The 12,688-nt window shown below is 52.3% G+C and carries 13 protein-coding genes; all 13 read right to left on the bottom strand.

The window, feature by feature from the left end; all coding sequences use genetic code 11:
• Positions 1–22: 22 nt before the first annotated feature.
• Positions 23–1,165, bottom strand: coding sequence for an acyl-CoA dehydrogenase (locus P156_RS0100520; RefSeq protein ID WP_027868476.1), 1,143 nt, complete (start codon positions 1,163–1,165; stop codon positions 23–25).
• 238 nt (positions 1,166–1,403) lie between these two features.
• Complete coding sequence (gene thiI, locus P156_RS0100515) at positions 1,404–2,588, bottom strand: tRNA uracil 4-sulfurtransferase ThiI (RefSeq protein WP_027868475.1); 1,185 nt, start codon at positions 2,586–2,588, stop codon at positions 1,404–1,406.
• Positions 2,589–2,603: 15 nt separating this feature from the next.
• Complete coding sequence (locus P156_RS0100510; protein ID WP_027868474.1) at positions 2,604–3,776, bottom strand: cysteine desulfurase family protein; 1,173 nt, start codon at positions 3,774–3,776, stop codon at positions 2,604–2,606.
• A 57-nt stretch (positions 3,777–3,833) separates the two neighbouring features.
• A complete protein-coding gene (rny, locus tag P156_RS0100505) occupies positions 3,834–5,372 on the bottom strand; it encodes a ribonuclease Y (RefSeq protein WP_027868473.1) in 1,539 nt (512 codons plus the stop codon).
• 189 nt (positions 5,373–5,561) lie between these two features.
• Positions 5,562–6,293, bottom strand: coding sequence for a septum site-determining protein MinD (gene minD / locus P156_RS10980; protein WP_185752093.1), 732 nt, complete (start codon positions 6,291–6,293; stop codon positions 5,562–5,564).
• Between the two features lie 16 nt (positions 6,294–6,309).
• Positions 6,310–6,999 carry a DNA repair protein RadC gene (radC, locus tag P156_RS0100490; protein WP_027868472.1) on the bottom strand — a complete coding sequence of 230 codons (690 nt, stop codon included), beginning with the start codon at positions 6,997–6,999 and terminating at the stop codon, positions 6,310–6,312.
• Between the two features lie 64 nt (positions 7,000–7,063).
• A complete protein-coding gene (cmk, locus tag P156_RS0100485; protein WP_034801972.1) occupies positions 7,064–7,714 on the bottom strand; it encodes a (d)CMP kinase in 651 nt (216 codons plus the stop codon).
• A 12-nt stretch (positions 7,715–7,726) separates the two neighbouring features.
• A complete protein-coding gene (gene nrdR, locus P156_RS0100480; RefSeq protein WP_027868470.1) occupies positions 7,727–8,188 on the bottom strand; it encodes a transcriptional regulator NrdR in 462 nt (153 codons plus the stop codon).
• 139 nt (positions 8,189–8,327) lie between these two features.
• Positions 8,328–9,458, bottom strand: a complete 1,131-nt coding sequence (tig, locus tag P156_RS0100475; RefSeq protein WP_027868469.1) for a trigger factor — start codon at positions 9,456–9,458, stop codon at positions 8,328–8,330.
• 317 nt (positions 9,459–9,775) lie between these two features.
• Positions 9,776–10,555 (bottom strand): histidinol-phosphatase HisJ family protein, encoded by a 780-nt coding sequence (locus P156_RS10975; RefSeq protein WP_051600450.1) that lies wholly within the window; start codon positions 10,553–10,555, stop codon positions 9,776–9,778.
• Entirely contained in the window at positions 10,552–11,208 is a 657-nt protein-coding gene (gene hisIE, locus P156_RS0100465) for a bifunctional phosphoribosyl-AMP cyclohydrolase/phosphoribosyl-ATP diphosphatase HisIE (RefSeq protein ID WP_185752092.1), read from the bottom strand. Before hisIE ends, P156_RS10975 begins: the two co-directional genes overlap by 4 nt.
• Complete coding sequence (gene hisF / locus P156_RS0100460) at positions 11,205–11,963, bottom strand: imidazole glycerol phosphate synthase subunit HisF (protein WP_027868467.1); 759 nt, start codon at positions 11,961–11,963, stop codon at positions 11,205–11,207. Before hisF ends, hisIE begins: the two co-directional genes overlap by 4 nt.
• Positions 11,964–11,965: 2 nt before the next feature.
• Positions 11,966–12,688 (bottom strand): 1-(5-phosphoribosyl)-5-[(5-phosphoribosylamino)methylideneamino]imidazole-4-carboxamide isomerase, encoded by a 723-nt coding sequence (gene hisA / locus P156_RS0100455; protein ID WP_027868466.1) that lies wholly within the window; start codon positions 12,686–12,688, stop codon positions 11,966–11,968.

Below are 12,688 nucleotides of genomic sequence, written 5' to 3'. Positions count from 1 at the left end.
TTCTAATTCCTCCTATTTATCTTTATTTGAAAGTATTAGCTGCGATTACGAGTTTCTGAACTTCAGAGGTACCCTCATAGATCTCAGTGATCTTGGCGTCTCTCATCATTCTCTCAACCGGATAATCACAGGTGTATCCATATCCGCCGTGGAACTGGACGCACTTAGTCGTTACCTTCATTGCAGTCTCAGCAGCAAACAGCTTAGCCATGGCAGCGGCCTCACCGTAAGGCTTGTGAGCATCCTCGAGGAACGCAGCTCTGTAAACCAGGAGTCTTGCAGCTTCGATTCTTGTCTTCAGATCAGCCATCTCGAACTGGAGTGCCTGCATCTGGGACAGTCTCTTTCCGAACTGCTTTCTGGCCTTCATGTAGTCAACGGTAACATCGAATGCACCCTGTGCGATACCCAGAGCCTGGGAAGCGATTCCGATACGTCCGCCGTCCAGTGTGGACAGGGCTACCTTGAATCCGTCACCAACTTCTCCCAGCAGTCTGTCCTTAGGAATTCTGCAGTTCTGGAAGATCAGCTCTGTGGTGGAGGAGGCGTGGATTCCCATCTTGTCCTCGGTCTTACCGATGGAGAATCCCGGATCACCCTTCTCTACGATGAAGGAACTGATTCCGCCGTGTGTACCCTTCTTCTTGTCGGTCATAGCCATGACTACGAAAGTGTCTGCATAGCCACCGTTGGTGATGAACACCTTGGCTCCATCCAGAACCCACTCATCGCCGTCCAGGACCGCTCTTGTCTGCTGTCCACCAGCATCGGTTCCTGCGTTAGGCTCGGTCAGACCGAAAGCACCAAGCTTACGACCCTTCAGCAGGTCAGGCAGGTACTTCATCTTCTGCTCTTCTGTACCGTAAGCGTAGATCGGCCAGCAGCAGAGGGATGTATGTGCGGAAACGATAACCGCTGTAGATGCACATACTCTAGCCAGTTCTTCCACGGTGATCGCATAGGAGATCTCGTCTCCGCCAGCTCCGCCGTACTTGGTTGGGAACGGGATACCCATCATGCCGAGCTCTGCCATCTTGGCAACAGTCTCTTCAGGGAATCTGTGCTCTTTGTCGATGTCAGCAGCCAATGGCTCAACTTCGGTCTCGGCGAAGTCTCTTACCATTTTCCTTACGAATTCCTGTTCCTTCGTCTGTAGAAAGTTCATGTAAATGCCTCCTTAGATTATAATAACGGTCCCTCTCCCGAGGGAGGTTTTTAACCGTCTGACGTTAGCTGATGCGGATGCCCTGTGAAAGTTATATTTTTCACAAACACAAATCCACACCATATTTATTTAACCATACTTGTATACTTTTTGCAAGTAATAAATGGTGTTTTTTCAGTGTGGCTTTATACGAAAAGAAGGTGATTCGGAATCGAATCACCTTCTTTTGGTATACATCTTACTGTACTTCGATCTGAATGGTCTCCTGAGACTCTACCGCGGCCTTCACCAGCCCCTCTACATCCAGTTTCGACTCGGATGCCTCGATCTGTGCAAGCCTGGGCTTGGTAGTGGGATGTTTGGGCAGGAACACAGTACAGCAATCCTCATAAGGTTCGATGGACTTCTCATAAGTACCGATCTCCTGGGCTTTGTCCATGATGTCCACCTTGTCCATGGCGATCAACGGCCGCATCACCGGCATCTGTACACAGGCATCGGTCACCACCAACGCTTCCGCGGTCTGGCTGGCAACCTGTCCCAGGTTTTCGCCGGTGATCAACATCATACAACCGGCTTTTCGGGCGATCTCCTGAGCGATGCGCATCATGAAACGACGTACCAAGATCGTAGTCTCCTCTTCCGGACAGTTCTTCACGATTTCCTCCTGGATCGGCAGCAGGTTGATGACATGCATCTTGAATCTCCCTGTATAGCCAGCCACGATCCCGGCCAGTTCCTCCACCTTCTGCTGGGCGCGCTGGCTGGTATAGGGATAGCTGTGAAAATGGACTGCCTCGATAAGCATCCCTCGCTTGGCCATCATCCACGCTGCCACAGGGCTATCAATCCCACCGGACAAAAGAACCATTCCCTTTCCGTTGGTACCAAGAGGAAGTCCTCCGAATCCGGAGATCTTCTGATCATAAATGTACGTCCGATCCGGCCGCAAATCTACGAACAGCCTGCAGTCCGGCTCATGTACGTCCACCGAAAGCACCTTGCAGCCGATAAGCACCTTGGCTCCGATGATTCTGGCGATATCCGGGGATTTCACCGGGAATCGCTTGTCAGCTCGTTTGGCCTCTACCTTGAAGGTCTTGATGCCCCTCTCCTCGATCTGCTTCAGCATGAACCGTACGGCCTCTTCTCCGATGGCGTCCAGGTCGCTAGGAGCTTCCACCGCCGGGCTGATGGACGCGACTCCGAAGACCTTGCTGATCTCCCGGATCAGATCCTGCTCCTGATGCTTCCTGGGACTTCTCACGAAAATGAGTCCCTCGTGGCGCTTCACATCCACCCCATCAAATCCTTTCAGGTTCCGGCGGATCCGTTCTACCAGCGTCTTTTCAAAATATGGCTTGTTCATCCCCTTCAACGCTACCTCGCCGCAGCGCACGATGAGAATATTCTGTTCGTTCATAGCACTTCTCCTCTATCAGCGAAAGCTGCCCAGCAGCCTGAACCGCTCCACTGCCTGCTTCACCTTCTCGATCACCACGTCCATCTCCTGGATCGTGTTGTCTCTGGACAGACTGAATCTGATCGCACCCTCGATCTCCTTGTCTGAAAGCCCCATAGCCTTCAGCACATGACTCCTTCCCTTCTTGTTCGAGGAGCAGGCGGAACCGGTGGACACGTAGATCCCCTCTCCCTCCAGTGTGTGGAGGATCACCTCTCCTCTGGTCCCCAGGAAGGAGACATTCAACACCGATGCGGCGCATTCCTTCGGATCCTCCGGACTGTTGACGCGGATGTCCCCAATGCTTTCTCTGAGGCCGTCCAGCAGATACTGTCTGACGCGATACATCCCCGCCAGCTCGCTGCCGTCGCGAACAGCCTCACAGGTTGCCAGTTCCTCTCTGGTCAGTTTGACCGCTTCTCCGAGACCGACGATCCCCGGAACATTCTCCGTTCCTGACCGGCGGTCCTTCTCCTGTCCCCCGCCGACGATATAGGCCGGCAGATTGACTCCCTTCCTGACCCAAAGCGCGCCAATACCCTTTGGTCCGTGGATCTTGTGCCCGCTGATGGTGATGAAGTCCGCACCGGTGTTCCCCAGATCGATCTTCCCCAGCGCCTGTACGGCGTCCGTGTGGAACAAAGCTTTGTGCCTGTGGCAAAGATCCGCCACCTCTCTCACCGGGAATATGGTCCCGATCTCGTTGTTTACCGCCATCATGGAGACCAGCACTGTCTCCTCATCCAGTTCCGCAGCGAGTTGCTCCATGTCTGGACGGCATTTCTCATCTACCTTCAGATAAACCACCTGGGCACCTGCCTGCTCCTGCCGACGGCAGGCTTCCAGCACAGCCGGATGCTCGGCCTCTGTAGTGATCAGCTTATGCCCCCGGTGTCTGCCGGATCTCATGGCGCCGTCGATCACCGTATTGTCTCCCTCTGTACCTCCGGAATTAAATACGATCTCTTCCGGGCGGGCTCCCAAAGCAGAAGCCATCTCCCTGCGTGCCTCAGTCACGAGGTTCTGCGCCGTAAGCCCCAGGGTGTGCAGGGAGGAAGGGTTGCCGAAATCCTCCCGCATGGCGTGCAGCATCTTCTCTGTCACGCGGTCATCCTGTCTGGTCGTAGCACTGTTATCCAAATAGATCATAAGGTTCCTCTGTTACACATCAGGCCGCAACCTTGCGGCAGCGGCCTATAAAAATAGTTATTTCGCATAATCAACTGCACGGGTCTCCCGGACAACATTGACCTTGATCTGGCCCGGGTACTCCAGCTCGGACTCGATCCTCTTGGAGATATCTCTGGCAAGCAGAGCGATCTCATCGTCCTTGACCTCTTCTGGCTTGGCGATGATGCGGATCTCTCTTCCGGCCTGGATGGCATAGGACTTGTCCACACCAGGTGTGGTGTTGGCGATCTCCTCCAGCTTCTCCAGTCGCTTGATATAGACATCCAGAGTCTCTCTCCTGGCACCAGGTCTGGCGGCGGAAAGTGCGTCAGCTGCGGCAATCAGGACGGCTTCCTGTGTCTTGGGGTCGTAATCCCCGTGGTGAGCAGCTACGCCGTTGATCACGGCCTCGGACTCCTTGTATTTCTTCAGTATCTGGATACCGATATCCACGTGGGTCCCCTCGTACTCATGATCCAGAGCCTTGCCGATGTCGTGGAGCAGTCCGGCTCTCTTGGCCAGTTTCACATCGAAACCAAGTTCTCCGGCCATCAGACCTGCCAGATGGCTGACCTCGATCGAATGCTTAAGGACATTCTGCCCATAGGAAGTTCTGTAGTGAAGCCTTCCAAGAAGCTTGACCAGCTCAGGATGCAGATTGTGGATGCCAGCCTCAAAGGTGGCCTGCTCACCCTCAGCGCGGATAGTCTGGTTGACTTCCTTCTGGGCCTTCTGGATCATCTCCTCGATCTTGGCAGGATGGATCCGTCCGTCCACGATGAGTTTCTCCAGGGCGATTCTGGCGACTTCTCTTCTCACGGGGTCAAAACCGGACACGATGACCGCTTCCGGAGTATCATCGATGATCAGATCTACACCGGTCAGGGTCTCAATAGTGCGAATGTTCCGCCCTTCACGTCCAATAATGCGCCCTTTCATGTCATCACTGGGCAGGTTGACAACGGACAAGGTGCTCTCCGCCACATGATCTGCCGCACAGCGCTGGATGGCGCCGGTGATGATCTCCTTGGCGGTCTTGTCAGCCTCATCCTTGGCCTTGGTTTCGATTTCCTTGATCAGCTGGGACGCCTCCTTGCGGCAGTCCTTCTCGATATCCTCCAGCAGAAGGGCCTTCGCCTCGTCTGCAGTGTACCCGGAGATCTTCTCCAGTTCAGCAATCTGTCTATCCAGGGTTTTCTCAAGCTCGTTCTTCTTGCGCACGATGTCCTTCTCGTGCTGGGATATGCGTTCTTCTTTCTTCTCGATGCTCTCGAGTTTCTTGTCGACAGCTTCCTCCTTCTGGACCAGTCTTCTCTCGGAACGCTGGACCTCGGCTCTCCGCTCTCTAACTTCCTTCTCAACCTCGCTGCGCATCCTATGCGCTTCTTCCTTTGCTTCTAGTTGTCTTTCTTTCTTTATCGTTTCGGATCTGTTTTCCGCGTCCAGGATGAGGTTCCTGGCCTTCTGCTCGGCGCTGCCGATTGTCTTTTCGCCAATATTCTTCCTGAGTATATATCCAATCAATATTCCTAAGAGAATGGCTACGATCCCGACGATAACAGTAATCAGAGACATAAAAGCACCTCCTTTTCTGTTCGTATTGTCAATTGTCAAATATATAAAGAACGTTTCTGCTTGTGTGTATCTAACCCTTAAATATCCACATCCTTTATATTATAGTTGTTGGAGAGCATTCATGTCAAGAAGAAATGCGGGCTCTTCCCGTAAATCTACAAAAAAGAGCTGCATGCGCAGCTCCGTCATTTATTCCTTCTCTCTGTTGCGTAATCTCCTTGCGATCTCGTGGAAATTCTCCGAGATATAGGAGTCCTTCTTGAGGACGATAGGCTCCCCCAGATTGGTGGAGATGTTGATGTTCATATCGAACTGTATGATCCCCAGCAGTTCGGCTTTCATTATATTGCCGATCACCCTGAGCTTGGGGATGTATCCGGCGTTCATCATCTCGGCGATCAGCTTGTTCAGCACCAGATAACGGCGCTTGATTCCCAGCCTGCGCAGTTCCCGGTCAAGGGTATCCGCATCCCGCAGCGCTGCATACTCTGGCGTGGAAACGATGATGGCCGCGTCTGCTCCTGCGGAGGCCAGCACGAGCCCATCGTCGATCCCTGCGGGAGAGTCCACGATCACGTAGTCGAACTGCTGCTTCAGTCTCTCGCAGAGTACTTTCACATGTAACGGCGTGATGCTTCCGTTATCCCGCTCCGGACACGCTCCGATGATATACAGGTTGTCAAAACGGCGGTCTCTGACCAACGCCTGCTTGATATGGCAGACACCCGTCATCACATCAAACACGTCAAACACAACGTTGTTCTCCAACCCGAAATAGAGATCCAGATTACGAAGGCCCATATCCATATCGACCACGACGACCTTATATCCCATCTGAGCATAAGACGCCCCGAGATTGGCAGCAAACATGGTCTTTCCGGTTCCACCCTTTCCCGAAGCTACTAGATATACTTTGCTCATCATTTCCTCCTAGGAATCAACTGGCCACTGTGATCAGATGCATCTCCCGGAAACTGCAGTATACGCCGTCTCCGATGATGATGTGATCCAGGACATCTATGCCTAACAATTCTCCCCCTCTGACGAGCCTCTCTGTCGTCGTGATATCCTCGCTGCTGGGATTGGGATCTCCACTTGGATGATTATGTACCAGGATGACCGCCGCAGCGCTCTTCCTGATCGCGTTTCCAAACACCTCCCGCGGGTGAACGACCGTGCTGGACAACTCTCCCACAGAGACGCTGTCCACTGACATCACCTGTCCCTTCGTATTGATCAAAACCGTCCGAAAGTGCTCTTTCCTTGCGTAACGAAGCTCTTCCATGAACATACAGGCCACGTCCCCTGCAGACTCCAGATAATCCCCTCTGGCACTTCTGCTCGTGGCCATTCTCTTACCCAACTCGATCGCTGCTATGATACGGCAGGCTTTGGCTTCTCCGATCCCTCTGATCGCAGTCAGATCCTCCAACTCCACGGCCCCCAGGTCACGGATCCCATGGTCACAGACCGCCAGCACCTCCTCCGCCAGATGGATCGATGATCGTTCCCTGGTTCCGGTGTGGATGATCAATGCCAGAAGCTCTGTGTTCGTCAGACTACCTACCCCCTGCGCAACAGCTTTTTCAATTGGTCTTTCCTTCTCAGGCAATGACTTGATTCGCATATCTCCTCCATCATTCCTGACACCCCTATAGCATGGAAACATGCCGATGAAAAACCAATATATATTATACCACCCTATCGTAGATGAAGTCAACTACCTCATCGATAGACATGTGGGTGCTGTCCACCTCGATGGCGTCCTCTGCCTTCCTTAGAGGATTCAGCACTCTGGTCATGTCGTTATGGTCTCTCTGCCGGATATCCTCCAGTATTTCCTCGTACACGACTTCCTGCCCACGCTCTACCAGTTCCTTATAACGCCGGTCCGCGCGCTCTTCTGCAGTTGCCGTCAGGTAGAACTTGTACTGCGCATCCGGGAACACGTTGGTACCGATATCGCGGCCGTCCATGATCACACTCTTCCGATGCCCGATCTCCCGCTGCGCCTGGACCAGACTGGCCCGCACCGGGGGAAGAGCGGAATAGATGGAGGCCGCCTCGGAAATCTCCGGCGTTCTGATCTTGCTCTCCACTTCTGTGCCATCCACGGTGATGACTCCCTGATCGAAATCGATGACGGTGTCTTTCAGCACAGCCTCGATGCGCTCCCCTTCTTCAGGGCCGATCCCTTCACTGGTCATCTTGTAGGCTACCGCACGGTACATAGCTCCTGTATCCACATATTCGATTCCGAGTTTCTTCGCGACTTTCCTGGCAATGGTGCTCTTTCCGGCGCCACTGGGGCCATCTACCGCGATTCTGATGATCTTGTTCATAGTTTCACCTTCTTAATTCTTCTTGGTTGCAAGCAGTTCCTCGATTTCCTTGATGAAAGTATTGGCATCGGTAAACTGTCTGTATACAGATGCGAATCGGACGTAGGCGACCTCGTCGATCTTCTTCAGTTCATCCATAACCAGTTCACCGATAAAATCGCTTTTCACTTCTTTCTCCATGAGGTTGTTCAACCCTCGCTCTATGTTCGCTGTGATCTGCTCAATCTCCGCAAGGGAGACAGGCCGTTTCTCACAGGCGCGGATAATCCCGTTGATCACCTTGTTTCGGTCAAACGCCTCACGGCGTCCGTCTTTCTTGATGATCATGATGATGGATTCCTCTACCTTCTCATAGGTGGTGAACCGTTTGCCACAGTGTTCGCAACCTCTTCGCCTTCTGATGGCATGACCGTCCTCCGTCGGTCTGGAATCGATCACCCTGGTATCATCGCTGTCACAATACGGACACTTCATCTCTGCCTCCTTATGCTCTTCTCATAGTGATTCATTCTTATTTTACTACAAAAAACAATTCCGTGCCACAAGAAAAACGGGGAAGGAAACCCCTCCCCGCACATGTTGCTCAAGTATCTGTCTCGCTGCGATTCTGTTTCTAGTCTTTCTTCGAATCCTTGTCTGCAGCGGCTTTCACCTTGCCGTTATCCAAGATGAACTGTTCCACCTTCTCGAGCAGGAAGCTGGATCCAAAGTCATTGGCTTTCGCGTACTCCTCGATAGACTGATTGTACTGTTGCTGGAACTGCTCCTTGGTGAATCCTGCCTGCTTCAGCAATTCGTCCAATCTGTTCTTATATTCCTTGCTGCTGACTTCCAGATCCTCCTTCTCAGCGATGGCATGCATGGTCAGCTTCTGGGCGACGACTGTCTTAGCATACTCCTTGGTCTGTTTGTTGAAATCCTTCTCGGACATCTGCATATACTGCTTCAGGAAGTCCTTCCATGTAGCCCCATAACTCTTGGCCATGTCCTTGTATTTCTTGATGAACTGTTCCTCCTCATAGGCCAGCTGCTTCTTCGGGTACTTCTTGACCTTGGAGGAAGCCACCACCTGGGACCACAGGGTCTGCTTGACACCGTCTTCTGCAGACTCTGTCTTCTGTTTCTCCAGGTCCTTCTTGACGGAGGCCTCGTACTCTTCCAGTGTCTTGCTGTTGCTGTTCTCCTTCACAAAATCGAGATTATACTTAGGAGTGCTCTTGACCTGTTTGGACTTGATCGTCACGTCAAACACGACCTTCTTGCCGGCTACGTCCTCATTCTGGTAATCCTTGGGGAACTTTAGGTTGAGGGTGACCTTGTCGCCGACCTTCTTGCCGATCAGTCCATCTATGAATCCGTCGATCATCTGGGTCTCTCCGATGGTGATGGTGCTGTTCTCCGCACTGCCGCCGGCAAATGTCTTTCCGTCGATCTTGCCTACATAGGAGATAGTGATGGTATCCCCGTCCTTGACAGTGCCGCTGGTCTCATCCTTGGTCTCTGTCTTCGCCTCCAGACGGTTGTTGATCTCCTCCTTGACCTCCTTGTCGGAAACGGAGACGCTGATCTTGTCGTATTCCAGTCCCTTATAGTTCCCGAGCTTGATATACTTGTCGTAATCAAGACGATAGGACGATGTAAAGAGTCCAAATACGTCAAAGACGAATATCAGCAATAACGCCAATATCACCACGATCACAGCCGCGGATGATATTCCGATGATCAGTTTCTTTTTCTTAGTCATATCCTTATATCCTCGCTTTTATCATGATCGCAGGCACAAAGCCTGCCGCTGTGTACCATTCTAACACCATACACACCACTTTTCAAACGATAAAACATTTTTTCACAAAAATATCACATACCACTTGCATTCATACAAAAAATGTTATAAAATTAAATCGTCAAAAGGTGTGGAGAAATCCCCCTTTTGAACGTTCTTTCTTAATTAAATAAATATCGCAACCAAAAGACCTTGTTTCTCGTAAACGAGGGCTTTTGGTTTTTTGGGCATTCTCTCCAGCTACACCTGGCGTGAGAATGCACGAAAAAAGAGGCTGTTCAACAGCCCCTCTCCATATGCTCTATAACCTCTCTGAATCCAAAATCCAGACTCCTTCCATCGTGGCAGTCGCTGGAAAGAATCACCGGACATCCCAGTCTGCTGATCTCTTCCAGAATGAAATCCGCCGGATATGGCCTGTCCCTGTAACCACGGGCCATGCCTCCGGTATTGATCTCAAAGATCGGCCTGTCCTTTGCCAGAGCCGCCACAGCCCTCAGGGCAGCTTTTTTGTATCTGGTACTGTTCTCATCAAAGAAACGATTGTCGTGATTGAACTTGGTCACCAGATCCAGGTGCCCGATAATATCCGCCCCGGTCTTCCGACGTACATCGCCCACCAGTGCATAATAATCCTCCACCATGGCCATCCAGTCACCGCCGTAGTGCTTCTCTACACCTTCGGCAAGTATCTCGGGCGTGTCATCCACACAGATGAATACCCCGTTCTTCTGCACGTAATGGACCGAGCCGATTACATAATCGTATGTATATCCATTCGGTCCTCCGAAATAGTCTCGCTCGATGCCGCGATGAATCTCCATCACTCCCTGGTAGAGTGACTTCAGTTCCTCGATCTCAAGGTTGTATTGCTTTGTGCTCTCGGGACTCATGCAGGCATCCAGATCATGGGGCGCATACTCGTGCCCGCTGAAACCCAGCATCCGAAATCCAAGCTTCCGCGCTTCCACTGCGATCTCCGCCGGCGTTCCCTTCCCGTCACAGTAACAGGTGTGGGTGTGCAGGTTGTAATCGCAGTCCCGGTTCAGGATCTTCATTTTGTCATTTTCTCCTGTTTAACCTTGTGGTCGATGATGTGACGGGATTCCAGTTCGCTGCGGATATCCTCCACGCTAATCCCCATCTGCACCATCAACACCATCACATGATAAGCCAGATCCGCGATCTCATAGACCGTCTCGTCTCGATCCTCCGCCTTGCCTGCGATGACCACCTCTGTGGATTCCTCGCCGATCTTCTTCAGGATCTTGTCGATCCCTTTCTCGAAGAGGTAGGAAGTATAGGATCCCTCTGGCATTTTCTCCTTTCGGTCCTGCAACATCTCGTACAGCGTCTCCAGGTCAAACCGATCTGCGGGCACATCCACCTCGCCCACCACCGGGAACTCAAAGCAGGAATCCGTTCCAAGATGACAGGCAGGACCATCTTTCTCCACCAGCACCGTCAGCGCATCTCTGTCACAGTCTGCAATGATACTCACCACATGCTGGTAGTTACCGGAGGTCTCTCCCTTTCGCCACAGTTCCTGCCGGGACCTTGACCAGAAGCAGGTCTTCTTCTCCTTCAGGGTAATCGCAAGGCTCTCGCGATTCATATATGCCAAAGTGAGCACTCGCTTGCTGTGTACGTCCTGGACGATGGCAGGGATCAGTCCCCGGTCATCAAATTTCAGTTCCTCTATATTGATCATCTTCTAACATTCACTCCTTCTGCCGCCAACTCTCTCTTCAGGTCCGGAATCGCCACCTCTCCGAAGTGGAAGATGGAAGCGGCCAATCCCGCGTCGATATCCGGAATCTCGCGAAACAGTTCCTTGAAATCTTCGATGGAGCCTGCTCCACCAGAGGCAATGACCGGCACCTTCACCACATCACACACCGCCTTCAGCATCTCGATATCGAATCCGCGCTTGACACCATCGGTATCGATGCTGTTCACCACGATCTCCCCGGCACCGTTTGCTTCTCCCCGTCGAATCCACTCGATGGCATCGATGCCGGTGTTCTCCCTGCCGCCCTTGGCGAACACGGTAAACCGACCATCCACCCTCTTCACATCCACGGACAGAACGACACACTGATCACCGTAGCGTTTGGCTGCCCTTCCAATCAGTTCCGGATCCCGAATGGCTCCGGAATTGACGGAAACCTTGTCCGCGCCGCACTTCAGCACCCGGTCAAAATCCTCTAATGTGTTGATCCCGCCTCCTACTGTCAAGGGGATAAAGATGGTAGAGGCCACCTCGGTGAGGATCTCTGTAAAGAGTTTGCGTCCTTCACTGGAGGCGGTGATGTCGTAGAACACCAGCTCATCCGCCCCATTATCGCTGTAATACTTCCCAAGCTCTACAGGCGAAGATACGTCCTGGAGCCCCTCAAAATTCACGCCCTTGACCACACGTCCATCACGCACGTCAAGACACGGTATGATTCTCTTCGTGATCATATCTAATCCTTATATCTCTCTATGACTTCTGCCAGATCCAGTGCTCCTGTGTAGAGCGCCTTGCCGATGATCGCACCCGGCACGCCGATCTCTGCGATCCGATCCAGATCCTCCAGTGAGGAGATCCCCCCGGATGCGATGATATCCACATAACCACCGTACTCCTCCACCAGTTTCCGGTAGAGCTCCACGTTGGTTCCTTCCATGGCGCCATCTTTGGCAATATCCGTACAGATAATCGTTCTGACCCCTTCATCGATCAGGTTGCTGAACATCTCGTCCGTAGTGGTGTCTGTTACGTTGGTCCAACCCTCGATGGCCACCTTGCCATCAGCGATATCAACGCCCACCGCAACGTTTTTGCCGTGCTTACGGATCATTCTGGAAGTGAATTCAGGATCCTTGATGGCCATAGTCCCGATGATGACACGCAGGGCGCCGATCTGTGCATAATCAACGACGATTTCCTCGTTTCTGATGCCTCCGCCGATCTCAACCTTCAGATCTGTTCCCTCGATGATGTCCCTGACTGCCGCAAAGTTGGGAGTGTTTCCGTCAATTGCGCCATCCAGATCCACCACGTGCAAATACTCCGCACCGGCTTCCTGGAATTCCTCCGCCACCTCCAGTGGATCCTCTGCGTACACAGTCATCTTGTTGTAATCGCCTTTCAGCAGTCTTACGACCTGTCCGTCCTTCAGGTCAATCGCCGGAAAAATCTTCAT

The sequence above is a fragment of the Eubacterium sp. AB3007 genome, assembly GCF_000688015.1.
In the GTDB taxonomy this organism is placed as follows: Bacteria; Bacillota; Clostridia; order Peptostreptococcales; family Anaerovoracaceae; genus Aminicella.
Note: the sequence above shows the minus strand (reverse complement) of the source record. Positions and strands in the feature narration are given on the sequence as shown.

Bases quoted from the DNA above. Each gene is read 5' to 3' on its own strand.
- P156_RS0100510 (WP_027868474.1), bottom strand. From the start codon at position 3,776: ATGATCTATTTGGATAACAGTGCTACGACCAGACAGGATGACCGCGTG.
- minD (WP_185752093.1), bottom strand. From the start codon at position 6,293: ATGAGCAAAGTATATCTAGTAGCTTCGGGAAAGGGTGGAACCGGAAAG.
- rny (WP_027868473.1), bottom strand. From the start codon at position 5,372: ATGTCTCTGATTACTGTTATCGTCGGGATCGTAGCCATTCTCTTAGGA.
- radC (WP_027868472.1), bottom strand. From the start codon at position 6,999: ATGCGAATCAAGTCATTGCCTGAGAAGGAAAGACCAATTGAAAAAGCT.
- cmk (WP_034801972.1), bottom strand. From the start codon at position 7,714: ATGAACAAGATCATCAGAATCGCGGTAGATGGCCCCAGTGGCGCCGGA.
- P156_RS0100520 (WP_027868476.1), bottom strand. From the start codon at position 1,165: ATGAACTTTCTACAGACGAAGGAACAGGAATTCGTAAGGAAAATGGTA.
- hisIE (WP_185752092.1), bottom strand. From the start codon at position 11,208: ATGATCAATATAGAGGAACTGAAATTTGATGACCGGGGACTGATCCCT.
- P156_RS10975 (WP_051600450.1), bottom strand. From the start codon at position 10,555: ATGAAGATCCTGAACCGGGACTGCGATTACAACCTGCACACCCACACC.
- hisF (WP_027868467.1), bottom strand. From the start codon at position 11,963: ATGATCACGAAGAGAATCATACCGTGTCTTGACGTGCGTGATGGACGT.
- tig (WP_027868469.1), bottom strand. From the start codon at position 9,458: ATGACTAAGAAAAAGAAACTGATCATCGGAATATCATCCGCGGCTGTG.
- nrdR (WP_027868470.1), bottom strand. From the start codon at position 8,188: ATGAAGTGTCCGTATTGTGACAGCGATGATACCAGGGTGATCGATTCC.
- hisA (WP_027868466.1), bottom strand. From the start codon at position 12,688: ATGAAGATTTTTCCGGCGATTGACCTGAAGGACGGACAGGTCGTAAGA.
- thiI (WP_027868475.1), bottom strand. From the start codon at position 2,588: ATGAACGAACAGAATATTCTCATCGTGCGCTGCGGCGAGGTAGCGTTG.